Source organism: Paenibacillus sp. GCM10023252 (genome assembly GCF_042653305.1).
In the GTDB taxonomy this organism is placed as follows: Bacteria; Bacillota; Bacilli; order Paenibacillales; family Paenibacillaceae; genus Pristimantibacillus.
In genome coordinates, this window is the sequence record NZ_JBHSHW010000029.1 from 156,427 (window position 1) to 179,991 (window position 23,565).

At 51.7% G+C, this 23,565-nt stretch carries 25 protein-coding genes; 1 reads left to right on the top strand and 24 read right to left on the bottom strand.

What is annotated here, in order from left to right:
* Nucleotides 1-8: 8 nt before the first annotated feature.
* The 22 genes from dnaG to ACFO9Q_RS17155 form a co-directional block, all read right to left on the bottom strand.
* Nucleotides 9-1,844, bottom strand: a complete 1,836-nt coding sequence (gene dnaG / locus ACFO9Q_RS17050; protein WP_379184224.1) for a DNA primase — start codon at nt 1,842-1,844, stop codon at nt 9-11.
* A 64-nt stretch (nt 1,845-1,908) separates the two neighbouring features.
* Nucleotides 1,909-2,379: a YaiI/YqxD family protein gene (locus tag ACFO9Q_RS17055; protein WP_379184226.1), complete on the bottom strand. Its 471-nt coding sequence runs from the start codon at nt 2,377-2,379 to the stop codon at nt 1,909-1,911.
* 78 nt (nt 2,380-2,457) lie between these two features.
* Complete coding sequence (locus ACFO9Q_RS17060; protein WP_379184228.1) at nt 2,458-3,276, bottom strand: pyruvate, water dikinase regulatory protein; 819 nt, start codon at nt 3,274-3,276, stop codon at nt 2,458-2,460.
* Between the two features lie 46 nt (nt 3,277-3,322).
* A complete protein-coding gene (gene glyS / locus ACFO9Q_RS17065) occupies nt 3,323-5,404 on the bottom strand; it encodes a glycine--tRNA ligase subunit beta (protein ID WP_379184230.1) in 2,082 nt (693 codons plus the stop codon).
* Nucleotides 5,397-6,284, bottom strand: coding sequence for a glycine--tRNA ligase subunit alpha (gene glyQ / locus ACFO9Q_RS17070; protein ID WP_379184233.1), 888 nt, complete (start codon nt 6,282-6,284; stop codon nt 5,397-5,399). The genes glyS and glyQ overlap by 8 nt, the downstream gene beginning before the upstream one ends.
* Nucleotides 6,285-6,613: 329 nt before the next feature.
* Nucleotides 6,614-7,360 carry a DNA repair protein RecO gene (gene recO / locus ACFO9Q_RS17075; RefSeq protein WP_379184235.1) on the bottom strand — a complete coding sequence of 249 codons (747 nt, stop codon included), beginning with the start codon at nt 7,358-7,360 and terminating at the stop codon, nt 6,614-6,616.
* 62 nt (nt 7,361-7,422) lie between these two features.
* Nucleotides 7,423-7,578 (bottom strand): YqzL family protein, encoded by a 156-nt coding sequence (locus ACFO9Q_RS17080; RefSeq protein WP_379184237.1) that lies wholly within the window; start codon nt 7,576-7,578, stop codon nt 7,423-7,425.
* Nucleotides 7,579-7,676: 98 nt separating this feature from the next.
* The gene (era, locus tag ACFO9Q_RS17085) at nt 7,677-8,582 is read right to left on the bottom strand and encodes a GTPase Era (protein ID WP_379184239.1); all 906 of its coding nucleotides are present in this window, start codon (nt 8,580-8,582) and stop codon (nt 7,677-7,679) included.
* Nucleotides 8,563-9,024, bottom strand: a complete 462-nt coding sequence (cdd, locus tag ACFO9Q_RS17090; protein WP_379184241.1) for a cytidine deaminase — start codon at nt 9,022-9,024, stop codon at nt 8,563-8,565. The genes era and cdd overlap by 20 nt, the downstream gene beginning before the upstream one ends.
* 55 nt (nt 9,025-9,079) lie before the next feature.
* On the bottom strand, nt 9,080-9,448 hold the full coding sequence (locus tag ACFO9Q_RS17095; RefSeq protein WP_379184243.1) for a diacylglycerol kinase family protein: 369 nt from the start codon (nt 9,446-9,448) through the stop codon (nt 9,080-9,082).
* On the bottom strand, nt 9,448-9,945 hold the full coding sequence (ybeY, locus tag ACFO9Q_RS17100; RefSeq protein ID WP_379184245.1) for an rRNA maturation RNase YbeY: 498 nt from the start codon (nt 9,943-9,945) through the stop codon (nt 9,448-9,450). Before ybeY ends, ACFO9Q_RS17095 begins: the two co-directional genes overlap by 1 nt.
* Complete coding sequence (locus ACFO9Q_RS17105) at nt 9,942-12,188, bottom strand: HD family phosphohydrolase (RefSeq protein ID WP_379184247.1); 2,247 nt, start codon at nt 12,186-12,188, stop codon at nt 9,942-9,944. Before ACFO9Q_RS17105 ends, ybeY begins: the two co-directional genes overlap by 4 nt.
* Before the next feature lie 17 nt (nt 12,189-12,205).
* Nucleotides 12,206-13,180, bottom strand: a complete 975-nt coding sequence (locus tag ACFO9Q_RS17110; RefSeq protein ID WP_379184250.1) for a PhoH family protein — start codon at nt 13,178-13,180, stop codon at nt 12,206-12,208.
* A gap of 4 nt (nt 13,181-13,184) precedes the next feature.
* Nucleotides 13,185-14,372 carry a sporulation protein YqfD gene (gene yqfD, locus ACFO9Q_RS17115; protein ID WP_379184595.1) on the bottom strand — a complete coding sequence of 396 codons (1,188 nt, stop codon included), beginning with the start codon at nt 14,370-14,372 and terminating at the stop codon, nt 13,185-13,187.
* 24 nt (nt 14,373-14,396) lie between these two features.
* Complete coding sequence (gene yqfC / locus ACFO9Q_RS17120; protein WP_379184252.1) at nt 14,397-14,675, bottom strand: sporulation protein YqfC; 279 nt, start codon at nt 14,673-14,675, stop codon at nt 14,397-14,399.
* A gap of 247 nt (nt 14,676-14,922) precedes the next feature.
* Nucleotides 14,923-15,387 carry a hypothetical protein gene (locus ACFO9Q_RS17125; RefSeq protein WP_379184254.1) on the bottom strand — a complete coding sequence of 155 codons (465 nt, stop codon included), beginning with the start codon at nt 15,385-15,387 and terminating at the stop codon, nt 14,923-14,925.
* A 3-nt stretch (nt 15,388-15,390) separates the two neighbouring features.
* On the bottom strand, nt 15,391-16,389 hold the full coding sequence (floA, locus tag ACFO9Q_RS17130; protein WP_379184256.1) for a flotillin-like protein FloA: 999 nt from the start codon (nt 16,387-16,389) through the stop codon (nt 15,391-15,393).
* A 48-nt stretch (nt 16,390-16,437) separates the two neighbouring features.
* Nucleotides 16,438-17,802, bottom strand: a complete 1,365-nt coding sequence (locus ACFO9Q_RS17135; RefSeq protein WP_379184258.1) for an NfeD family protein — start codon at nt 17,800-17,802, stop codon at nt 16,438-16,440.
* Nucleotides 17,803-17,923: 121 nt separating this feature from the next.
* Nucleotides 17,924-18,367 (bottom strand): GatB/YqeY domain-containing protein, encoded by a 444-nt coding sequence (locus ACFO9Q_RS17140; protein ID WP_379184260.1) that lies wholly within the window; start codon nt 18,365-18,367, stop codon nt 17,924-17,926.
* Between the two features lie 15 nt (nt 18,368-18,382).
* Nucleotides 18,383-18,556 (bottom strand): 30S ribosomal protein S21, encoded by a 174-nt coding sequence (rpsU, locus tag ACFO9Q_RS17145; protein ID WP_166243715.1) that lies wholly within the window; start codon nt 18,554-18,556, stop codon nt 18,383-18,385.
* Nucleotides 18,557-18,643: 87 nt separating this feature from the next.
* Nucleotides 18,644-18,997, bottom strand: a complete 354-nt coding sequence (locus tag ACFO9Q_RS17150; protein ID WP_379184262.1) for a histidine triad nucleotide-binding protein — start codon at nt 18,995-18,997, stop codon at nt 18,644-18,646.
* 113 nt (nt 18,998-19,110) lie between these two features.
* Nucleotides 19,111-19,473, bottom strand: a complete 363-nt coding sequence (locus tag ACFO9Q_RS17155; protein ID WP_379184264.1) for a hypothetical protein — start codon at nt 19,471-19,473, stop codon at nt 19,111-19,113.
* A gap of 162 nt (nt 19,474-19,635) precedes the next feature.
* Here ACFO9Q_RS17155 and ACFO9Q_RS17160 point away from each other — a divergent pair, with 162 nt between their 5' ends.
* Nucleotides 19,636-20,127 carry a GNAT family N-acetyltransferase gene (locus ACFO9Q_RS17160; RefSeq protein ID WP_379184266.1) on the top strand — a complete coding sequence of 164 codons (492 nt, stop codon included), beginning with the start codon at nt 19,636-19,638 and terminating at the stop codon, nt 20,125-20,127.
* Nucleotides 20,128-20,278: 151 nt separating this feature from the next.
* On the opposite strand, the gene ACFO9Q_RS17165 is transcribed toward ACFO9Q_RS17160, so the two are convergent.
* Together ACFO9Q_RS17165 and ACFO9Q_RS17170 are read right to left on the bottom strand one after the other, a co-directional pair.
* A complete protein-coding gene (locus tag ACFO9Q_RS17165) occupies nt 20,279-20,890 on the bottom strand; it encodes a hypothetical protein (protein WP_379184268.1) in 612 nt (203 codons plus the stop codon).
* 38 nt (nt 20,891-20,928) lie between these two features.
* The coding region (locus ACFO9Q_RS17170; protein ID WP_379184270.1) for an SbcC/MukB-like Walker B domain-containing protein at nt 20,929-23,565 on the bottom strand (2,637 nt) is incomplete at its 5' end.

Below are 23,565 nucleotides of genomic sequence, written 5' to 3' on the forward strand. Positions count from 1 at the left end.
TCATCAAGTTAACCTTTTAGCTGTCTCTCTAGGGCTATAATCTCACTTGCCATTTGCGCCGCCAGCATATAATCCTTTGCTCGTTCCGCGCGCATCATCTCTTCCTTCTTGCGGTCGATCTCGCGCTGCAGAGGCACCTTGGACATCTCCTTCAAGTAATCCTCTAACAGCCCATCATCGAATGGTACATCTCCGTCCATCATGAGAATGGAAGCTGCGGTCCGTTCCAGTCTGTCATCTTGCAGCGATGCCATAAACCGGCCAGCATCCGGATCGTAGCCCTGTGCATAGAATGCATATAAGTAAGCAGCTAGAGCTGCATGATCCTCTACGTTAAATGCTTCGCCAACTCGGTCCAATACCGCCTGTGCCGCTTCCCTGTCACGCATCATAACATGAAGCAAGCGCCTTTCCGCTTGAGCGTATGCTGGCAATAATGCAGGAGTTCCAGACGCACGGCGTTTTTCATTCCTACCATTATTCCACGAAATATCGTTATTATCCCCGTGCGGTTTCTTTTTTTGCAATTCCTGACGTTTCTCGTGACATTGCTGCTTAAGGGATTCCAGTGAGATTTCGAACTCTCGGGACAGCTCCTTCAAGTGAATCTCACGCTCGATTGCCGAATCAAGTTCAGCAACCATGCTTACCGCTTCAATTAAGTAGTCCTTTCGGCCTTCTTCCTTTAGCAGTATATGGTTTTTCCTTAAATATATAAGCTTAAATTTCGACGCGGACACAGGATCCTCAATGGTCTCTCGAACGAATTGTTCGGGTCCGTATTCGGATATGAACTCATCGGGGTCCTTGCCATTCGGAAGCATAGCAACGGAAACTCTGAGTCCAGCCTTCTCAAGAATCGGGATTGACTTAATCGCTGCAGCTTGTCCTGCGTTGTCCCCGTCATAGCAGAGTACGACCTCATCCACCTGCCTCTTCAGCAGAGCCCCATGCTCCTCGGTAAAAGCCGTCCCGAGCGTAGCAATTCCGTTCTTCACGCCAGCACTCCAAGCCCGGATTACATCCATATAGCCTTCGAACAATACGGCACGCTTCACCTTGCGGAAGAGAGGTCTTGCTTGATGAAGGTTATATAATGTTCTTCCTTTTGTGAAGAGCTGTGTCTCGGGTGAATTCAAGTATTTGGGCTGACCATCATCGATGACCCGTCCGCCGAATGCAATCGTCTTCCCGTCCCGGTCCCAGATTGGGAACATGATTCTGCCGCGGAATCGATCAACGAATCCGCTTCCGTCGTTTTTGGCTGACAACAGACCGCCCTTCTCCATGAGCGCTAGATCGAATCCACGTGCGGTGAGGAATCTAGCGAGCGTGTCCCATTGATCTGGAGCGAACCCGATAGAGAACTGATCAATCAGCTTGTCATTCATTCCTCGCGAACGCAGATATTCCTTGGCAGCTTGTCCATGCTTCGTATTGTTAAGCAAGTAGTGATACAGCTTAGCTGTCAGCTCATGTGCTTCGACGAGCTTAGCGCGTTCTAGTTCAGCAGGCGAGTTCTTGTCGCTGGACTGATTGTTCCAGGTGACAGGAATATTCGCTTCCTCAGCCAGTACACGGACAGCTTCAGGGAAGGAATAACCTTCGATCTCTTCTAAGAACCGAATAACATTGCCGCTCTTGCCGCAGCCGTAGCAATGGAAGATTTGAAGCTCTGGCGTGACGGTGAAGGAGGCGGACTTCTCAGAATGGAACGGGCACAGCCCCTTCATATACTTGCCTTGCTTCGTGAGATGAACATACTTGCCGACTGTCTCTACGATGTCATGATGTCGTCGGACCGCATCAATCACTTCGTCCGGTATTTTATTCCCGTATGTCACAGGTCCATCACCTTCATCCTGCCGATAGAGCTCATATACATTCTGATATTTAGAATAATATTCGCTACGTGCAATCTTTCTCCTGCTCGCTTTGTAAAACTTTTGTCAGCTTTTGTTGAAATCGCTCCCGATCCTCATTCGTCATCGGCTTAGGTCCGCGGGTACGACCGCCGCTCCTGCGCTTCTTGGCCGCTTCATGTCTTCGCTCCATCAGGAAATCAATGTTGCCCTCATCATACTGCTCTCCTCTGGGAGACAGGACAAGCGCTCCCTTGGCCATTGCAATACACGCTAGTCCGAAGTCTTGAGTAACGACGATATCACCCTTCGCAACATGATTGACGATATACAGGTCAACAGACTGGCTGCTCCGATCTACCTGTATAACCTTCACTCCATCGCTAGGCTGAAGCTTGTGATCATAGGATGAGACCATTAATACAGGAATGGAGAAGGCGCGGGCCGTCTCAGCAATCTCTGTCTTAACTGGGCAAGCATCCCCATCTACGACTATGGTTCTAGCGCTGCGCTGCATGTGGCGTATCACCGCTCATTTCTATACAATTACCGTACTATTATATACGGCAAATAATGAAAAAATCCTGCAAAAGAACTAGATCGTTCTAACATATTCCATAATTAAGCTTGCCGTCTCTTCTACCGCACGGTGGGAGACATCAATAATGACACAGCCTAAGCGCTTCGTAATGTCATCTGCATATTGAAGCTCTTGTTCAATACGATTGGTCGTGGCGTACGATGCGCTATTCGGCAGGCCGAGCGCCTTCAGCCTCTCCTTGCGAATAATATTCAAGTAAGGAACGCCTATCGTGAGTCCAATAATCTTCTCCTTCGGCAGCTTGAACAGCTCTTCCGGCGGCTTCAATTCAGGAACTAACGGGATATTAGCTACCTTGTAACCCTTGTGCGCCAGATACATAGACAGTGGTGTCTTGGACGTACGCGATACACCTACAAGCACGATATCCGCCTTCAATATTCCCATCGTGTCTCTGGCATCATCATACTTGACGGCGAATTCGACCGCATCCACCTTGCGGAAGTAATCCGCGTCCAGCACATGGTTCAGCCCCGGCTCCTGCCGAGACTTGCGACCGACCTTATCCTCCAGGCTGCTAATCAGCGGTCCGAGCAGATCAATCGCTACAATTCCCTCGCTCTGTGCAAGCTTGCCGATCACCTCTCTAAGATGAGGGAGCACAAGCGTATAGAGGACAATGGCATCATTCTGCTTCGCTAACGCAATTAAGCGCTGAACGGCAGCTTCATCGGTAATGAATGGCGCACGTCGTATATCGGCATGTGCCGGGTGGAACTGTGCGACTGCCGCCCGAACGACTAGCTCTCCCGTGTCTCCTGCGGCATCGGACACAACATAGATAATGACATCAGGCAATCCCTTGGTCACCATACGATTGCTCCCTTCTTCCTAGAGATGAATGGTCATTCCGGTTCGATTACCAGACCAGCTTAGAGAAGTCTGCTGCTGCAGCGACATCGTCAGCAATGGCTGCAAGCAATGCTAGCCTATTCGCTCGAATGTCTTCCTCCTGTGCCATGACCATTACCGCTTCGAAGTAGTCGGTAATCGGCTGCTGCAGGGAAGACAACTCTGCAATTGCTCTAGAGGCATCTCTGCGCTCCAACGCTTCGCAGTAAGCTTCGTGGACCTTCTTCCACTGCTCATACAGTGCAGTCTCTGCAGGTTCAGCGAACAATTCAGGCTGAATCATCTTGCTTGTAGACTTGGCTGCCAGGTTGCTTACACGATTGAAGGCATCCACCGTGAGCTTGAACTCATCACGATTATCCCCTGAAGTCAACGTGTAGATGACGGTTGCCCGTTCAATGGCGAAGCGCAGGTCATCGAAGCCTGCCGCCATGACGGCATCCACAACATCATATCGGCTGCCTTGTTCGGAGAGTACGTTCTTGACCCGAAGAGCGAAGAAGTCATACATGTCTCTACGCACTTCGGCTTCGCTTCGTTTCATCGTTCCCTTCGCATGAACCCCTAGTCCAATATCGAACAGATCAGCTAACGTCAGCTTCAAGCCATGGGCCATAATGATCTGCACGATACCAGCAGCTTGCCTCCGCAGTGCGTATGGATCTTGGGATCCGGTAGGAATAATACCGATTGAGAAGCAGCCAGCAATCGTATCCAGCTTGTCAGCCAGACTGACTATGGCCCCAATCAAGGACGCAGGTGCACGGTCACCCGCATAACGAGGCTGATAATGCTCATTAATTGCTGCCGCTACCGCTTCCTTCTCACCAGCCTTGCGGGCGTAATCTTCACCCATAATGCCCTGAAGCTCTGGGAATTCATAGACCATCTGAGTGACAAGGTCGAACTTGCAGATTGCAGCTGCACGATTCACATCCCCTGCTTCCTGAGCGCTAATCTGCAGCTTCGCTGCAAGCAGATCAGCTGCAGCTGTAATTCTGCGCACCTTGTCAGCAACAGTACCGAGCTCTTCGTGATACACAATATTCTCAAGCTTATGCAGAGCATTCGTAATACTAAGCTTATGATCCTCTTCGTAGAAGAACTTCGCATCGGACAGGCGTGCTCTTAACACCTTCTCATTCCCCTTAGCTACTTGCTCAATGGACGTGCGATCGCCATTGCGAACCGTAACGAAGTAAGGCTGCAGCTGTCCCGACTTGTTCAGCACCGGGAAGTAACGCTGATGCTCTCTCATGGAAGTGATCAGTACCTCTTGAGGAATGCTCAAGAAGGCAGGATCGAAGGTACCGTACAGTACGTTCGGGTATTCAACGAGGAACAGCACTTCTTCCAGAAGGTCCTGCTTGATCGTAATCTCCCAAGCTTGCTCATCGGCCAATCCCTTGATCTGCTTCGTAATGAGATGCTCGCGCTCGGTGATATCAACGATAACCTGCTGCTCACGCAGGCGGGTTACATAGGCTGAAGGCTCATGGATAACCGTATCCTCGCCGAGGAAGCGATGTCCCCTCGATACGTTCCCACTCTTCACACCTGCGAGCTCAAGTGGAATGATATCTTGCCCATATAGAGCAATCAGCCATCGAATGGGGCGGATGAACTTCAGTTCATAGCTTCCCCATCTCATGTTCTTAGGGAAGGACATGGACGTTATGAGGGCGGTTAGTCCTTCGGACAGGACCGAAGCCGTCTCTGCTCCAATGCTGTTCTTCTTCGCGTATACATACTCCACGCCAGCTAGCTCCTGGAAGAACAAGCCTTCCGGCTCCACTCCTTGACTGCGTGCGAAGCCTAGTGCAGCCTTGCTCCAATTGCCGGACTCATCAAGTGCGATCTTGCGAGACGGACCCTTCACTTCCTCATTCACATCGGACTGCTTGCCTTCAACCGCTTCAATAAGTACCGCAATCCTCCGAGGTGTAGCATATATATTCGTCTGGCCATGCGCGATCCTAGCCTCCGCCAGCCACTTGACCAGCTTGTCATGAAGCTGATTCACCGCTCCTCGAACGAATCTAGCCGGTACTTCCTCAAGTCCAATCTCTAGTAGAAAATCTCTAGCCAAGCTCCTCCACTCCTCTCTTCAGCAATGGGAATCCGAGTCGCTCGCGCTCTTCCAGATAGGTTGCTGCGCAAGCGCGCGCGAGATTGCGGACCCGCATAATATAGCCTGTTCTCTCTGTGACGCTGATAGCTCCCCGAGCATCAAGCAGGTTGAACGTGTGCGAGCACTTCAATACATAATCATAGGCCGGGAAGACAAGCTTATGCTCCATCGTCTTCTTCGCTTCCTCTTCATACATATTGAACAAGCTGAAGAGCATGGCTGTATCCGAAGTCTCGAATGTATACTTCGAATGCTCGTATTCCGGCTGCAAGAACACGTCACCATAGGTAACTCCGTTAACCCACTCGAGGTCGAAGACGTTCTCCTTCTGCTGAATGTAAGACGCAAGACGCTCCATCCCGTAAGTAATCTCGACGGCTACCGGACTTGCATCAATGCCGCCTACCTGCTGGAAGTAAGTGAACTGGGTAATCTCCATGCCATCAAGCCATACTTCCCAGCCTAAGCCCCATGCTCCGAGCGTCGGGGATTCCCAGTTATCTTCAACGAAGCGGATATCATGGTGAGCGGCATCAATGCCGAGGCGCTTCAAGCTCTCCAGGTACAGCTCTTGAATATTATCCGGAGAAGGCTTCAGGATGACTTGGAATTGATGATGCTGGTAGAGACGGTTAGGGTTCTCTCCGTATCGGCCGTCTGCCGGCCGTCTAGACGGCTCAACATAAGCCACATTCCAAGGCTCTGGACCTATGGAACGCAGGAATGTCATCGGGTTCATCGTACCCGCGCCCTTCTCCGTGTCATAAGGCTGAACAAGAATACAATTCTGTTCTGCCCAGAACTGCTGCAGCGTAAGGATCATACCTTGAAAATTCATATTCGCTCGCTCCTTTTCTACTCCAATCAAAGTTCTAACGATTCAACGCGCTTCAGGCAGACAAAAAACTCTCGTCTCTACGCCTGTTGCCAGACGTAGGGACGAGAGTATCATTCCCGCGGTTCCACCCTACTTGGTCAGCTGCCAGCCAACCCTCTTTTGCCGTTCGATGACTCCGGAGTGCCATTCATCGCAAGGTCTGGCCAGGCTCACACGATCCCCGGCTCGCTTAACAACAACCTGCAGCGACTACTATCTCCATCATTGCCCTATTCATATTTTTCTATATTAGACGCTTTTACCTCTGATGTCAAATAGGTTCGCTTGGCCTATAAGGTGTACTTGTCCAGCTGGTCAAGGAATTGCCGTGACTTGAGCTGCAGCCCCAGATGCATATCCATGAGCCTGCGAATGAGCAGCTTGAGCTCAGCCTTCGTCTCCGTCTTCACTTGAATGGACCCGAGCCTCCTGAGATCCATCCTGCTGAACAGTCTAAGCAGCTTGAAGGCCCCATCACTCATTGCAAGAGCGGCAGGATCCCTATGATAACAGCGCGTACACAATATTCCTCCGGCTGCAGGACTTAGCTTGAAGGGACCTTGTGCGCTGCCGCAGCTAACGCATTCATCTAACTGAACACCATATCCTGCTGTCTCAAGAATTCTCATCTCATAGACGTGAACGACAATCTGTGCATCCTTGCCCTCAGCTAATCCAGCGAGACAAGCCTTAAGCTGCTCGAAGACGAAGCTGCCAGCTTCATCCTCCTGAAGAGCCCGATCGGTCAGCTCTGCCGCATAGGAAGCATAAGCAGCGAGGTCCAGTCCCTCACGCAGCTTATGGTGAGATTCCAAGATCTCCCCATGATTAAGAGTGCCCAGGCCACTGTTGCGAAAAAAAACAAACTCACCGTATGTAAAGGGCTGAGCCAGCGAGGAATGCCGGCTCTTCAGCTTCTTGGCCCCGCGTATAAGTACACCGACCTTGCCGTTCCCCTTCGTAAGAAGGGTTACAATCTTGTTGCCTTCCCCATAGTCCATGCTGCGAATGACGATTCCTTCGACACGATACAGCATATTGCATTGTCTCCCCCATGATAAGAGAGAATCAGCCCCAGCAATCCTTGAAGGATTACGAATCAGGAGCCGGACGCCCCCTCATATTCCACTGCGGACTCTTCATCCAGCACAATGTCTGGATGTTCCTCCGCTCCAACCTGGTCCATTTCTTTGTAGAGCATATAGGATTCCACATCCCCGGTCATCGTAAAATACTTCCACGAAAAATTCCGCATTCGTATCATCCTTTCGCCCTCGGAAATGATGCTCGAGACGTTATTAGGATGCGATAATTCATGGATGCCTATCCTTAGTAAAAAACGTCAGTTACGAATTATTCGCTGCGGAAACCAAGATCCTTCAGGACACGGTCCTGGTTGCGCCAGTCCTTCTTCACCTTCACCCACAGCTCAAGGAACGTTCTGGAACCGAGCAGCATCTCGATATCTCGCCGAGCTTGCTTGCCAACTTCCTTCAGCACAGCGCCTTGCTTGCCGATGACAATACCCTTCTGAGAATCCCGTTCAACGAATATGACAGCGCCGATATAGACGACTCCATTCTCCTTCACCTTCATATCCTCAATCTGCACCGCAATGGAATGCGGAATCTCCTCACGAGTCATGTGGAGAATCTTCTCCCTTATCAGCTCTGCACAGACGAATTGCTCTGGATGGTCGGTAATCTGATCGGCTGGATAGTATTGCGGACCTTCAGGCAAGTACTTAATGATCTGATTCAGCAAGGTATCTACGTTATTGCCCTGAAGAGCAGAGATTGGAATAATCTCAGCGAAGTCGTACAGATCCTTGTACTGTGTAATAATGGGCAGCAGCGCCTCCGGGTGGACCTTGTCAATCTTGTTCATCACAAGGAAGACCGGTGTCTTGACCTTCTTGAGCTGCTCGATAATGAATCGGTCTCCGCCGCCAATTCCCTCGGATACGTCAACTAAGAATAGTGCAGCCTCGACTTCCTGCAGAGCGGAATTAGCCGTCTGCATCATATAATCACCGAGCTTCGATGAGGGCTTATGAATACCCGGTGTATCCAAGAATACGATCTGCGCATTATCCTTCGTGTAGACACCATGAATCTTGTTGCGTGTCGTCTGAGGCTTGTCTGACATGATCGCAATCTTCTGCCCGATGAGATGGTTCATTAAGGTAGACTTACCTACGTTCGGTCTGCCGACTATGGCAACGAATCCGGAACGGAACTTATTGGTTGGTTGATTCATTGGTGTGATCTTGTTCCCCTCTCAACTGTGCGGGTGTGAACGCGCCCGGCAGCAATGCAGCCGCTGTCGTAACCGTCCACTTCCCTGTTAGATTACCCATAATGACCGGCATATCCGGCCGGCATAGCTCAATTATAACTTGGCGGCATACGCCGCATGGGGTTATTGGACCATCTGTGTCTCCAATGACTGCTATCGCTTGGAATGCTCCTGGCTGAACGCCGTCAGCAATCGCTCGATGCAGCGCTGTACGCTCCGCACAATTCGTCGGACTGTATGCAGCGTTCTCTACATTACACCCTTGGTGTACATTCCCGTGCTCATCCAGCAGGGCGGCACCCACTTGGAACTGTGAATAAGGCACATAGGCCCGCTTCCTTGCCTCACCTGCCGCATGGAGTAATTCCGCATAAGCTGGTGACAAGCCTTCATATTCGAACATTACAAGCCTCCCGCTGCACTAAGCATATCATAGTCTAACTATATATAAGAACCGGTTAGGAAGGCAATCCGCATAACCGCCATAAGGGCGGCCCAAGAATGAGCAGCCCGATGATGACAGCGAATAGAGCGGCGATCAAGACCGCTCCAGCCGCCACATCCTTAGCCGCCTTGGCTAGAGGATGGTATTCAGACGTAACCAGGTCAACCGTCTTCTCTACTGCGGTATTCATCATCTCAGAGGCAATGACACCTGCCATTGTCAGCAGAAGTATTGCCCATTCCATTCGCTTAAGGTTAAGCAGCAGTCCGAGTATGATAACGATTAGTGAGGCAGCTAGATGAATACGCATGTGACGCTGGCTGCTAATTGCATAATAGACGCCGGAGGCAGCATAACGGAAGCTATTGGTGAAGCGCCTCATTACCTTGTCAATCCAACCTGCTCAAGCACAGCCTCCTGCTTCCGTGTCATGACGGCTTCGGATTCATCATCCCCATGGTCATATCCGATGAGATGCAGGAACCCGTGAACGAATAGGAAGGCAATCTCTCGCTCGAGTGAATGTCCATACTCCTCACTCTGTGCTGCGGCTCGCTCTACGGAGATAATAATATCACCCAGCACGCCTGAGAGAGGATCCTCTTCGTCTTCATTCTCTACTTCGAACACGATATCAAGCTCTTCGGTTCCATCCTCTTGCATCGCGAAGGACAGGACATCTGTCGGACGGTCGATTCCTCTGTAATCCAGATTAAGCTGATGAATCTCTTCGTCATCTGTGAAGGTAAGCGCCACTTCTCCGCTCTCGATTCCTTCGGCTTCTCCAGCCAGCTTAAGCAGCTGCTCAAGCTTATCCAGCCAAGCCTCCGGGATGTCGACTTTCTCTTGATCATTGTTCCATTCTAACCGTAAGCTCATGCCAGCCTCTCCTTTGACTTCACATCTTCCGGATATTCAATACGTGAGTGGAATATACCTAACACACTCTCCTTCAAGGAATGAGCGATCTTATCAAGCTCTCTTAGCGTAAGGTCGCATTCATTGAATTGATTGTCGTCAAGCCGGCTCTTAATAATCTTGTGAATCATCGCATCAATCTGCTCTACCGTCGGGCCCCGCAAGCTGCGGACAGCGGCTTCGACACAGTCGGCTATCCCGACAACGGCTGCTTCCTTAGACTGCGCCTTCGGCCCGGGATAACGGAAGTCATCTTCCGTGAAGTCAGGCTGAATGCCTTGCTCCTCCGCTTGCTTAATCGCCTTGTGATAGAAGTACTTAAGCGAAGTCGTGCCGTGATGCTGCTCAGCGATATCTCTAATCGGTCTAGGTATATTATACCCTCTTAACATGTCTACACCATCTCTGGCGTGAGCAACGATAATGGACTTGCTCAGCTTCGGTTCAATCGTATCATGAGGATTCTCAATATTCGTCTGATTCTCAATGAAGTAATTCGGCCGCTTCGTCTTCCCAATATCATGGTAGAAGGATCCAACCCGGCAGAGCAAGCCATCTGCGCCAATCGATTCTGCCGCCGCTTCGGACAGATTGCCTACCATTACGCTGTGATGATACGTTCCAGGCGTCTCCGTGAGCAGCTTGCGCAGCAGCGGATGATTCGGATTCGATAATTCCACCAGCTTAAGCGCCGACAGGATACCGAAGGTGACCTCGAAGAACGGCATCAGCCCAATGACCAGCACAGCGGTCAGTAGTCCGCTCGCGAAGGCGAAGGCAACGGAATAGATCATAACTCCTCGATCAAGCTGTTCATTGAGGAGCAGTATGGCGAGTACTGACAAGGATCCGAACAGCGAGACCATGATGCCAGCCTTGAGAATAGTAGATCGCTGGCTGGCGCGATGAATGGTGAAGATTGCGGTGAAGGATACGACTATAATGACGAATCCGAACTGGAAGTCGAATATCTGTCCCTGCTCCGTATTCAGTATGATGCTCCCTTGAATGGCGAATAGAAAGGCGCTCACAACGGCCAGATGCATATCAAGAAGCAGGGTGATAAGCATCGTTCCGAGTGCAGCCGGGACAAGATAACCAGCATAAGGCGCCGAGTCCGTCTGCGTCAAGGCAGCAATCTGCATAATCATCATGTTAATCAGGAAGATTAGCCAGAGCATGAACAGCTGGGAATTATTATAACTGAGCTTGGACCCGCTAACCCCGCCCGCTTGATGCAGGTAGCTGTAGATAACTAGTACGAACAGCAAGGAAAATAAGAGAAGGCCAACCTGAGGCCAGTAGTTCTTCTTATCCTGCAGCAGCGAGGATTCCTGCAGCAGCTCATACATCTCGGGGGTAATCGATTCCCCTCTCTTGACGATGACATCCCCTTCATTAATGACAACTGGAGGGGTATTCTTCTTCGCCTGCACCTTCGCTTCATCCGTCGCTTCCTTGTCTAGGAACTTATTCGGCATAATAGCGAACCGGGCAAGCTCCTGAACGATCTCTCTGGATGTACGATCGGACAAGGAGCTGGCATTCACGAGCTCAGCTACGCGAGTCCTCGCTGTCTCCGCTTCGCGAAGCTGTTCGACCATTAGCTTGCGCACCACTTCTATGCCAACCTGCCTCATCTCAACCAGCTGCTCGCTCGTCAGCTTGGGCAGCTTATAGAACGTCTCCTCAGGTATCGTATACTGCTGGTCCTTCACAATGCCCGCCATCTCTTCTAACAACGGATCATTATAGGTTCCGCTTCCCTTATTCACCTTAATGAAGTTGTCTGTGAACTCGGAATATTTGTTCGGAATCTCGTTCCGATAGATATCAATCTTATTCTGAACGGTAACCTCGTTGTCAGCATTGAGCTGCTCAATCCGAAGGAAGATCTGATCGATGAGATTCTCATTCCGCAGAGCCACTATGGAATAGATAGAATCTATCCGGTTAGCGGCTTCTTCCTGGGCCTTAAGAGTAGCCTTCTGGTCTTCCATCTGATGTGGAGCTATAATATCGCGGTCGCTGACCGCGCCCTTCTGAATATCATAAGTCTCAGGGACGAGATGGGGAGACAGGCTGAAGTAGAACAACAGCACAAAAAGAAACATGAGCCCCCATTGAACAGCAGAGCTCTGTTTCCATCCTGCCGTCCTCGACGGCTGAGTCGTTCCCCGCTTAACGGCCTGATTAGGATTCATGCAGCGTACATTCCCCTCTATGCTTTGTTTTCAGCGTCCTGGTTGTAAGCTACTATGATGCGTTGCACCAGAGAATGACGAACAACATCTTGTTCGGAGAAGAAGATCATGCCTATCTCATCAATATCACGCAGAATACGCTGCGCCTCTATAAGTCCGGAGTTCTTGCCTCTTGGAAGATCGATCTGCGTTACATCGCCCGTGATGACCATCTTGGAGCCGAAGCCAAGCCTCGTCAAGAACATCTTCATCTGCTCAGGAGTCGTATTCTGCGCCTCGTCTAGAATGATGAAGGCATCATCGAGCGTGCGGCCCCTCATATAAGCGAGCGGCGCTATCTCAATCATCCCCCGCTCCAACGCCTTAACCGTCTGATCAGGACCAAGCACATCATGGAGTGCATCATAGAGAGGCCGCAGATAGGGATCTACCTTCTCTTGCAGATCACCTGGCAGGAAGCCTAGATTCTCGCCAGCCTCTACAGCAGGACGGGTTAATATAATTCGCTTCACTGAGCCTTCCTTGAGGGCTGCCACTGCAAGCACGACAGCCAGGTAAGTCTTGCCTGTGCCCGCCGGACCGATACCGAATACGATGTCCCGCTTCTTAATCGACTTGACATAGTGACGCTGTCCGATCGTCTTCACTCGAATCGGCTTGCCTCTGAATGTGGTTGTAATCTCTGCCTTGAAGAGATCCAGCAATTCCTCAGCCTGCATCGTACGAGCCAGGTCGAGCGCATACCCTATATCACGCTCTGATGGGGTATAGCCTCCACGGAAGAGCTGCAGCAGTACCGTATACAATTGCTCTAATGATTCAACTTCGGAGGCTGAGCCTGTAATGACGATCTCTGCCTCACGCGAGGTGATGGATGCTTCTACTTGCCCCTGAACTAGACGCAAGTACTTGTCTTGCGGTCCGAATACAGCTAATCCCTCCGCTGCGCTGTCAAGCGGAATTTTTACTACCTTAGTCTCCGTTAGCGACAATATCTCATTCTCCCTGCATTTGGACTAGTGGCATTTCATGTACAATGGACTGCTCCACTTCGAATAGAACTTTCATATAAACTTTACCATTGTCCGACTTTTCATGCAAAATTTTTTCATCCCGGATGACAGCATCTTCTCCAGCCTTCACCATAATGTTCGCCTTCGCCTGCAGAATACCTGTCGACCTGGCCTCTTCCTTCGACAGCGTTCGAACATCGGTCCGCACTTCGAGAATTGTCTCCTTCATCTTGCCGAGCGGGAGCGTCCACGAGCGCCACTTCCCTTGCTTCAGCTCCTGAATCGTCTCTGCCTGAGCATACGGCTCCTTGCCATAACCGCTCACTTGAACGGCGCGGCTGCCGATAACCGCATACCACTTCGTTATTGATTCACCTGTGTACACCTTAACCTTCTGCGTCAGTGGAGACGCTATCTGATACTCATACCAGACAAGCCCCCTTACCGTGCCCTTGGCTACGACAGTTCGCGTATTCGCATCCGCACCAATCGTGCCGGATATAAGGATCTGTCCCCGCTTCACACGATGGTTCTTCTTCACGACCGGTCTGCCAGCCTCGGCAAGAATCTGAGTGACAACCGCATCCTCGGACGCAACGAGATGACGAGGACTGTAGAGGGTCTGGGGCTGCGGCAGCGTCGTCTCCACCACTTGAATGATGACACGGGTACCCTTCTTCTCAACTCCAATCCACGAAGCATCCGGGAGCCTCGATACGAGACGCTTCGACAGCACATCAGCATCTGTTAAGCGGAACGACCATTGGAACGGGTATAACCCCTCCTGCTTGGCCACTTGCAGAATGTGCTCCTCAGGAATTCGGGTATTCCCCTTCACTTCGACGTCCCACACCAGCGAGGAGAGCAGATAGATGCCTGTTAGGAAAATAACAAGACCCACAGCGAAAAACTTACGCTTCTCCGCCTTCGCAAGCCAAAAGGGCATTCCTTGCCGCCTTAACACATGCATGCGACAGCCTGTCTCTCTTAAATACGCACGAAGCTTGAAAAAGTCGCTAACCGAGACTTCGAATTGTAAGTGGTCCGGGCTTGTCCATCGTATCGACCACAGCTGCAGCCCTCCCTTAAGCGCACCATTGACAAGCGCCTCTGGGTGCTCTCCTCTTATTCGTACGGTCACAACACCCCTAAGCCACTGCATCCATGTCATCTTCTCCACAAGGGTAAGCCTCCTCTAATCCAGCATCTCAATATGCTTAATGAACCCTTCGATGAACACTTCCTCTGTCCAGATCGTGCGTATGACAAGCTCTCTGCCGGACACCTCCAGCTCGCCCTTGCTAAGAGCCAGCCTTAACCGGTCGCTTGAGAAGTGAATGACCCCTCGATGATTCTCTATATACAGCTGTCGATTGCCGATCAACGTAATTCGGGGGAGATCATAGACGACATCCTGCGGCAGATCGAGCACATCCGCAGTCAGCTTCCTTAGCTTGCGATTCAAGCGGCGCATATGGATTCAACGTCCCCCTTACATTCAGGTTAGCAAGCGCTTCATGAGAGATCAGTTAGTCTAATTAGCAAGGCGAACAGGCGAAGCCCGCACGAAGGAATGGCTACTGTAACAAACTATGCGGGAAGAGAACGGATTATGAGGAGATTCATGACGGAGGCTGCTAGAGCTAACTGGGTAACCAAAAAAAGAAAAGCTGTCCTTCATCGCATAAAGCGATTCAGAACAGCTGGATACTGCCATGTATTCACTTGCCATACGGTCGCTTCGCTCTAGGCTGGCTTAATACCTCGGCCCAGATGACCGCTCGACGCAGCTCGCTACCCTCCAGAGTGACGCGAGCCGATTCATCTTGATTATGGCCTTGTTCATCCTCCTCGCTGCTTCGCGCAGGGGCTGCGAACCCTGAGGGGGCTGCTGCAGCTGTGAAGCTGCGAGGTGTGGTAGTACCCTGAGGCGGCTGAGCCTTGACCTTGAACGATGTGGGGGCCGTCATCTCAGATGTGGAGGGACTAGGCCGACCTGGTTCATGATGAGAGGGCTCATCCAAGCGTCTCATCGGATTAGGCATCCCTCCGCCACCGAAGTCTGGCATCCGGGGATTACTCCCCTTACGCTTAGCTCCCGCCTTGCTGATGAGGGTAAGCAGGATGCCTCCCAGTACGAATACGAGATACAGATTGTTAACGATTAAGGCAATGAGATCCTCCATCGCTTAACGTCCATCTTTGTCAGTAGGAGATGTGCCGTCCTTGCCAATGGAATTGCGCATCTGCGTATCTGCTTCAATGTTCTTCAAGTTCATGTAATCCATGACACCGATCTTGCCGCTCTTCAGCGCTTCCGCCATCGCAAGCGGAACTTGAGATTCGGACTCTACGACCCGTGCTCTCATCTCGACTACCTTCGCCTTCATCTCTTGCTCTGTTGCGACGGCCATAGCTCGTCGTTCCTCAGCCTTCGCTTGGGCAATCTTCTTGTCTGCCTCCGCTTGCTCCGTCTGCAGATGAGCGCCAATGTTACGGCCAACATTCACGTCCGCGATATCAATGGACAGAATCTCGAAGGCCGTACCGGCGTCAAGCCCCTTGCCCAGCACCGTCTTGGAGATGACATCCGGGTTCTCCAGCACGTCCTTGTGAGAGTTAGCCGCACCGTTCGTACTGACAATCCCCTCGCCTACCCGTGCGAGAATCGTCTCTTCCCCAGCACCCCCGACTAATCGATCAATATTCGCTCTTACGGTCACTCTTGCGATAACCTTAACTTCAATGCCGTCCTTCGCAACGGCTGCCACAATAGGAGTCTCGATGACACGAGGATTAACGCTCATCTGTACCGCCTGAAGCACGTCACGGCCAGCAAGATCAATCGCTGCTGCACGCTCGAATGGCAGTGGAATATTCGCACGCTGTGCTGCAATGAGGGCATTGACGACTCGATCGACGTTACCACCCGCAAGGAAGTGACTCTCTAGCTGATTAATGTTAAGCCCTAGCCCCGCCTTGGTAGCCTTAATCATCGGATTCACGATTCGGCTCGGTACAACGCGGCGCAGCCGCATGGCTACCAGCGTAATGATACTAATGCGAACGCCTGAGGCGAGCGCGGAGATCCAGAGCATGATGGGGAAGAAGCTCAGGAACACAGACAGAGCAATGATGACAATGACAGCAATGATTAAGAATGTTACCGTAGAATCCAGTCCGAACATAATGAAGATGACCTCCTATAATTTGTGTTGGGGAATGATCCCAGATTATTATACCTTTAGTTGCACGACAACCCTAGTCCCTTCCACCTTAATGACAACAATCTCTTCGTTCGTGTCGATGAATACACCGTCGGTGACCACATCAATTCGGTGTCCATCAATGAGCGCTGTCCCTGCAGGGCGAAGAGGAGTAATCGATACACCATAGCTGCCCAGCAAGGCTTCCTTGGATTCTGCCGGAATGAACCCTTCTTCGGTCGTCAGACTCTCCTTCAGGATGAATCGATTCCATATGCCTCTTCCCTTGTACTTGCGACCCGCGAAGTAGATGATCACTACAGCGAGCACGAAGGCAACGCCCAAGGACAACAGAGCTGACTTCGGATCCGGAGCAGCGGTAATGACCCCGGCGATGAGCGCCAGACTTCCGAGAATGCCGAGAATGCCGAAGCTTGGCACGAACAGCTCAATGACGAGCAGCGCTAGCCCCAGGATGAACAAGACGAGCGATTCCATCCCCGCGAAGCCGGCAATATAATGCCCGAAGAAGTATAGGCCGAAGGATACAATCCCGACGAAGCCTGGGAAGCCAAGTCCTGGAACGAGCATCTCGATGGCCACCCCGGCAATGCCAAGTATAAGCAGCACGGTCATAACCGCAGGATTAACGAGCCATCTAGCCGCATTCTCGGCAAAAGAAGGATGGAATGCAATCTGGTCGCGCTGGTCTAGCTTCAGCCATGTCAATGTCTCCTCTACGGAACTAGCGGTATGCTCCGCATAGCCCAGCTTCGCAGCTTCATTGGCAGACAGCGTGAGAATGTCTCCCTTCGCCTTGGCTATCCCGTCCCGCTTCTCATCAAGCACGACTGACGGATTGACCATCGCTGCCGCTAAGTTAGGATTGCGGCCTTGCAGCTCAGCAGCTTCTGTCATCTGCTTCGTCCAGAAGGAGATAACCTTCGGACTAGTAATTAAGGTGCCTGAACCGTCGACGACGGCCGCCGCACCGATTGTGCTGCCTGGCTGCATAACAATATGCTCAGCGTTCAGCGCAATGTAAGTTCCAGCAGATACGGCCTTGCCTTCGACGAATGCGGTCGTCGGTATGGGGCTCGTGCGTATGAGATGACCAATCTCCTCTGCACTGTCCACTCGACCACCAAGCGTATTAATGACCAATATTATTCGCTCGGCTCTAGCCTCTTCCGCTTCCTTGTAGGCTCTCTCTAGGAAGGACTTAAGCCCCTGCTCGACCGTCTGCTTCACCGGTACGATGTAGACGGCTGGCCCAGCTTCCTGAGCAGCCGTCTCCGCTTGAGCGCTTGGCGCAAGGCCATGTCCGCCCCATATCCCAAGCATGACTAACAACAGGATGAGGGCAACATGAACCCTCCTTAGTCTCTGTAACAATCCGTCCCCTCCTCTAATCATGCCCATAGTATTCCCTAATACGGACTGTTATCTTGTCAGGTTTCGTACCTATACAAAAAACACCCCGGTTAAGGGGTGTTTGTGCAGTCCGAATCGTATGTTATTGTAGGCCTTGCTGTACCAATTGATTTACTAGTCTACCTTCGGCACGTCCTTTGACTTTCGGCAAAAGAGCGGCCATTACTTTGCCCATATCGGCTTTGGAAGAAGCACCGAGTTCCTGGATGGTCTGCGTTACTATCGCTTTGATTTCTTCTTCGGTCAGCTGAGTGGGTAGATATTGACCAATAATTTCGATTTCTGCAGCAAGATCATTAACAAGATCCTGGCGGCCGGCTTTATCAAATTCTTGGAGGGAATCTTTACGTTGTTTGACTTCACGACTCAATATATCAAGCACTTCATTATCGTCCAGCGGACGCTTGAGATCAATTTCCAAGTTCTTTATCGCTGCACGCATCATCCGAATCGCGGATAGTCGGAACTTGTCCTGATTCTTCATGGCTTGCTTCATATCGTCGGTCAATCGTTCGCTCAGGTTCATTGTGGAAGGATCCTCCTAAAACTTTCTCTTACGAGCAGCCTCAGACTTCTTCTTGCGCTTAACGCTCGGCTTTTCATAATGCTTGCGCTTCTTCACCTCAGCGAGAACGCCGTCTTTAGCGATAGACTTCTTGAAGCGGCGAAGTGCAGCATCAATCGTCTCGTTTTTACGAACTTTAGTTTCAGACACCAGTTTTCCCTCCCTCCGAAACAGACCGTCCAGAGCATATAACACGGTTTTATCAAATTTCATTATATGTTAAAACAAAACCCAGTGTCAACTTAGCTTATCTGCCAAAAGTGGTCCAAGCTTACTGCCCCCGAGAAGATGCAGATGTAAATGATAGACTACCTGGCCTCCATCGGAGTTCACATTGTTAATTAACCGGTATCCTGCCTCGGCTACCCCCTGTTCTCTCGCAATGTGACGAGCGGCCGAGAACAGCTCTGCAATAACCGCATCATCCTCATCCGCAACCTCATTCATCGTTGGAATATGCTTTTTGGGGATAATTAGTATATGTACTGGCGCGGCAGGCTGAATGTCCTTGAAGGCAAGGACATGTTCGGATTCATACACCTTCGAAGAAGGGATCGTGCCTTCAATGATTTTGCAAAAAATACAATCCATCTCTCATTCCCTCCCTCCGCCATAACGTTCATTCATTCCTATCATATCAAATAAGGGAGAGGCTCGTCCAACGCCCAAAGGCCGGCCGATTCAGCCAGCCTCGGGGCGGTTCCTCAATAATAGGGAAGCAAGGATAAGCCTAGCAGACCTGCAAGGGGGAATACGCGTCTGCCGAAGCGTCTGCGCGGGTAATAGGGATAAGGATAGAGCGGTGGGTAGCCATAGCCTCCGTAACCACCAAATCCTCCTCCATATCCGCCAAAGCCGCCGCCGAATGGTCCAAAAGGCAGCAACGCCCGGTCTTGCATCATCTCTCCTCCACTTGGAACAGCTAGGCAGATATATTCATCATCCATATGTTCAATTATTCCATCACAGCACCAGCCGTCCTTCGTATGCGCCAGCACATAACGGTGCATATGGTCGGAGCACCATTTTTTCATCTCCGATGTATCTAACCCTTTATTTTCATCCATGAGAATGAACCTCCTCTAACAGTTTGGCGAAGCATACCCTCTTCGCAAGCCTTCACATGTTCACATCTTATTCATGAGTAGGCATTTGGCTACACTGTGAGCTTCTTTTGTAGTAAAATAGCAATCTGAAGTGAGCTCGACACAGGGAAGGAAGATAGAATAATGAATGATTCTAATAACGTACAGGATTCTGTACATACCGAAAATAAGCTTGTCATCACAAAAATTACAAATCAGCAGCAGTTGGACGATGCAAGTTCCGTAAGGCAAGAAGTATTCGTCAAGGAGCAAGGGGTCGCGGCAGATCGAGAATATGACGAGTTCGACTCTCTCACTGCAGAAGCAGATCATGTGGTCGTATACGACGGTACCATTCCAGTAGGAACGGGACGAGTAAGGCTGTTGGATTACAGCGGACCTACAGCGAAGCTGGAGAGAATCTGCGTGCTGGAGGAATATCGACAGTATGGTCTGGGGCGTCTAATTGTGGACGAGCTAGAGAGGCTTGGCAAGGCTAGAGGGGCTCATCAGGCGATGTTGAACGGACAGACACAGGCTGAACCCTTCTATATCAGACTAGGGTACAAGACCGTCTCTGAAGTATTCCTTGAAGAAGGCATTCCGCATGTGAAGATGGTGAAGAGCTTGGGATAGAGTTCCACCCAATTGGGTAGATCCGTCCTGTGAGAGTGTGAACAGATATATGATAAAGGGATGTCTCCGCTGTAGAAATTACAAATTCTACTTGGGGGACATCCCTTCGTCTTCTTGAACTGGATTATAGGACAATTCTGGGTATGACGATCTAAGAGAACGCCATACTCTTCTCATCATTCATTGCTTGTAGAAGCTTCTTGGACAGCTCAGGCCAGTCATAGCCGTTACCGCTCCGGATGAGTGCGCTCTTGCTTGTCCCGTCGAAGTTGAATTGGCTCGTAATAACGTTCAGCTTGCCTAGCACTCCATCAAGCTTAATCAAGTAAGCCCGCTCTTCCTCTGTCAAGGCACCTTCATGATTGCCTATGTTCAGCAGAGCCTTCTGTACGTCGTCAAGAAAAAGCTTCGGATTCTGCACCCCGCTCACGTCTTCGCCTCCCCCTTCCAGCCGTTGACCTTCCAGGATGAAGGTATTGAGTCCTTCCGCATAACGATAGGCTGCTCCGGTCCGGAACTTGATCTCGGCCCTATCACTCAGATTATTGGTAACGATTAGAGCACTGACATGTTCCCTTAGCTCTCGCGTGAAGGAATGAGCCTCAGTTGCAGCTAAGAAGATTTTCTCTCCACGCGAATAGCTGTCCTCTTGCTTGTGCTGCAGCACTTGTGAATATAAAAATACGTTGCCTATGGCACTAAATACGAGAAGCATAAGCGCTATGGGCAGCGCATAGGATCGCTTCACTGTCTTGTCTTCCATCTGTAGCCTATCCTCCTGTGTGAAGTGGTCTGGGGCGATTACATCGTCTCGATCTGGATTCGGCTGCCTTGTCCCGACGGCTCGGCAGGGTGGACGACCAGTCTTCGCGCGAGACGTGAACGAAGCTCTGGCACGTGACTGATGACACCGACGGAGAGCTCGCTCGTCTGCAGCTTCTCTAGCGCTGTAATGACAATATCGAGCAGTTCAGGATCAAGCGTCCCGAAGCCTTCGTCCAAGAAGAAGAATTGCAGCGGATACCTTCCTCTCAGCTGAATCTGGGCACTTAGTGCAAGCGCAAGCGCTAGTGAAGCCAAGAACGTCTCTCCTCCTGATAGGGAAGATACCGGACGTCTAATTCCACCGTTAGCATCGTCTCTAATGACGAATCCGCCTCCGGAATCGACCTCCAGCGCATAGCGTCTCCGAGTGAGATAGCTGAGCCGCTCGGAAGCTGCGCGGCATACCCCGGCTAATTGCTCCTCCGCGACGAATTCTACGAATGCATTTCCTCTGAATAGGGATTGAAGGGTATGCAGCCTGCCTAATAGCGTCTTCATCTCTATTCGTCTCTGCTCAAGCTCCGTCCACCTGGCATGCTTGCTATGCAATTCATCTCGATCCCTCTGAGCTCTTGCGAGCAGCTGCAGGGCAGCTTCATCCCACTGCTTCGTATCCTGGAACGTGTGGAGCGCAATCCCCCATTCCTCTTCCGTGACAGCTCGTCCGAGCAGCTGATCCTTCAGCAGCCGAATCTGAGCCTGCAGCTGGTTGTCGGCTTCCCGATGCTGCTTAATTGTCTGTGCCATCTCATCCATATGAGGCAGCAGAGGAACGAGCGCGGCCGCTTCATCGGCTTGCGAGAATGGAGATAGAGCTAGTGACTGCTGAAGGACAGACGAAGTAGCAGCCGCCTGCTCTGAAGCGGCTCGTGCTTCCGCCTCAGCAGCTGCACGCGCCTCACCTGCTTGCTGAAGCAGCTGTGCTTCCCCCTCATGAGCTGCCTGTGCCGACTTGAGGCGAAGTCTCAGGGCGGCCAGCTCTTGTTCGGCTGCTGTATATAACTGCTCCGCTGGCTCTCCGCCTGTCCACTCTCCCAGCCTCGCTTCCTTCTCGCTTAACGTTGCTCTCTCTTGCTCGAGCTTGGACACCAAGCCAGTGGTCTCAAGCCCCGCCGTGTACACAGCTTGCTGGGCCTGCTGAAGCTGAGCAGTTGTCGTCTCAATGAAGCTTACACTGCGCTCCAGCCGTAGTGCAAGCTCGTCAGAGGCCTGCTCTCGTCTGTTCCATTCCTCCAGCGTGTCATCCGCCTTCGCTCGATCAACGTCAGGGAACTGCTCGTCCCACAGTCGCTCAGCAGCGCTCAGAGCTTGTTCCGCATCTTCAAGCTTCCTCTGCGCAGCAGCGCTCTGCTTGCGCAGCAGCTCCAGCTCCGTCTGTATCTTATCGTGACGTCTCTCCACGTCCAGCTTGCTCCTTAGCAGGACAGTAGACTCGGCTTCGCTCCTCTGCAGCCATTCCATGGACTGCCGGGTGAGAGACTCGGCCAGATCAGCCCAGGCGCCTAGCTCTCCGCCCTCGACGCTCCGACCAGACAGCTGGACAGCAGAAGCTGCAGCCGCTTGAAGTCTAGCTGTATCAGCTGCGTAGGCATCGCCTGGGAGAGACGAAGTATTAGAGAGTAGGATGGAGCGGCGCTGCTCAGTATGAGCTGAAGGATGAGCTGCATCTGCTGCGCCTGGGAGAGGCGAAGCACTAGAGAGTAGGATGGAGCGGCGCTGCTCAGTATGAGCTGAAGGATAAGCTGCATCGGCAGTATAAGCAGCACTAGCAGCATCAACTGAATGAATAGCTGCTTCAGTATGAGCAGCCTCTTCCTCTAAGCGCAGCTTCAACTCTCCGCTTCGTTGCAGCAGGGAGGTAATCTGCGGCTTCGCCAGTCGAAGCCTGGTCAGTATCTCTTCAAGATAAGGAATAGCTGTCTGCCATTCCCCAGGATGTATCCCATCGACAGCCTTCTCTTCCCGCACGCCTCTGTGCAGGGCAGGATGCTCGGTCGCACCGCACACCGGACATGGCTCCCCGCTACCCAATTGCTCTGCAAGCTGTTCAGCAAGCTTGGCATGCTCCCTCGCCCGCTCAGCTTGACGCGCCTCTTGTATTCGGCTTGGCAGCGCGGTAACTACATCATCTACCGCTTGCTCTAGATTCTGTAACTCAGAATGAAGAGGAGCTAACTGTCCTGCGGATTCTGACAGCTGCTTCAGGAGCTGGAGCTGCTCGCCGGAGAGAGCTCGAAGCCTCTGTTCGCTGTGCTGCATCGCCATGAGCTGATCGGCCAGTTCGCCCTTAACTGCCGTATGCTGCGAGGTTAACGCAGCATGCTGCTCCAGGCGGCTCGAGAGGCTGAGCCGCTGCTGTCTCTCTTGCGGCTGCAGCTGTACGCTGCGCAGCTCGGTCTTCAGCTCGCTCTGCCGAGCAGCGGCGCGGCTGAGCTTGTCCTGCAGGCCAGCAGCTTCCTCGCTGGCATGGGCCTGCCGCGCAGCGGCGTCCGCGAAGCGGCGCTCGCCAGCGGCAAGCTCTCGCGCAAGCGCGGCGGCTTCGCCTTCGAGCCGCCTCGCTTGCGCGAGCTGGTCGAGCCGCAGCGCCAGGCGCGGCTCGGCAGCGGCCGCGTC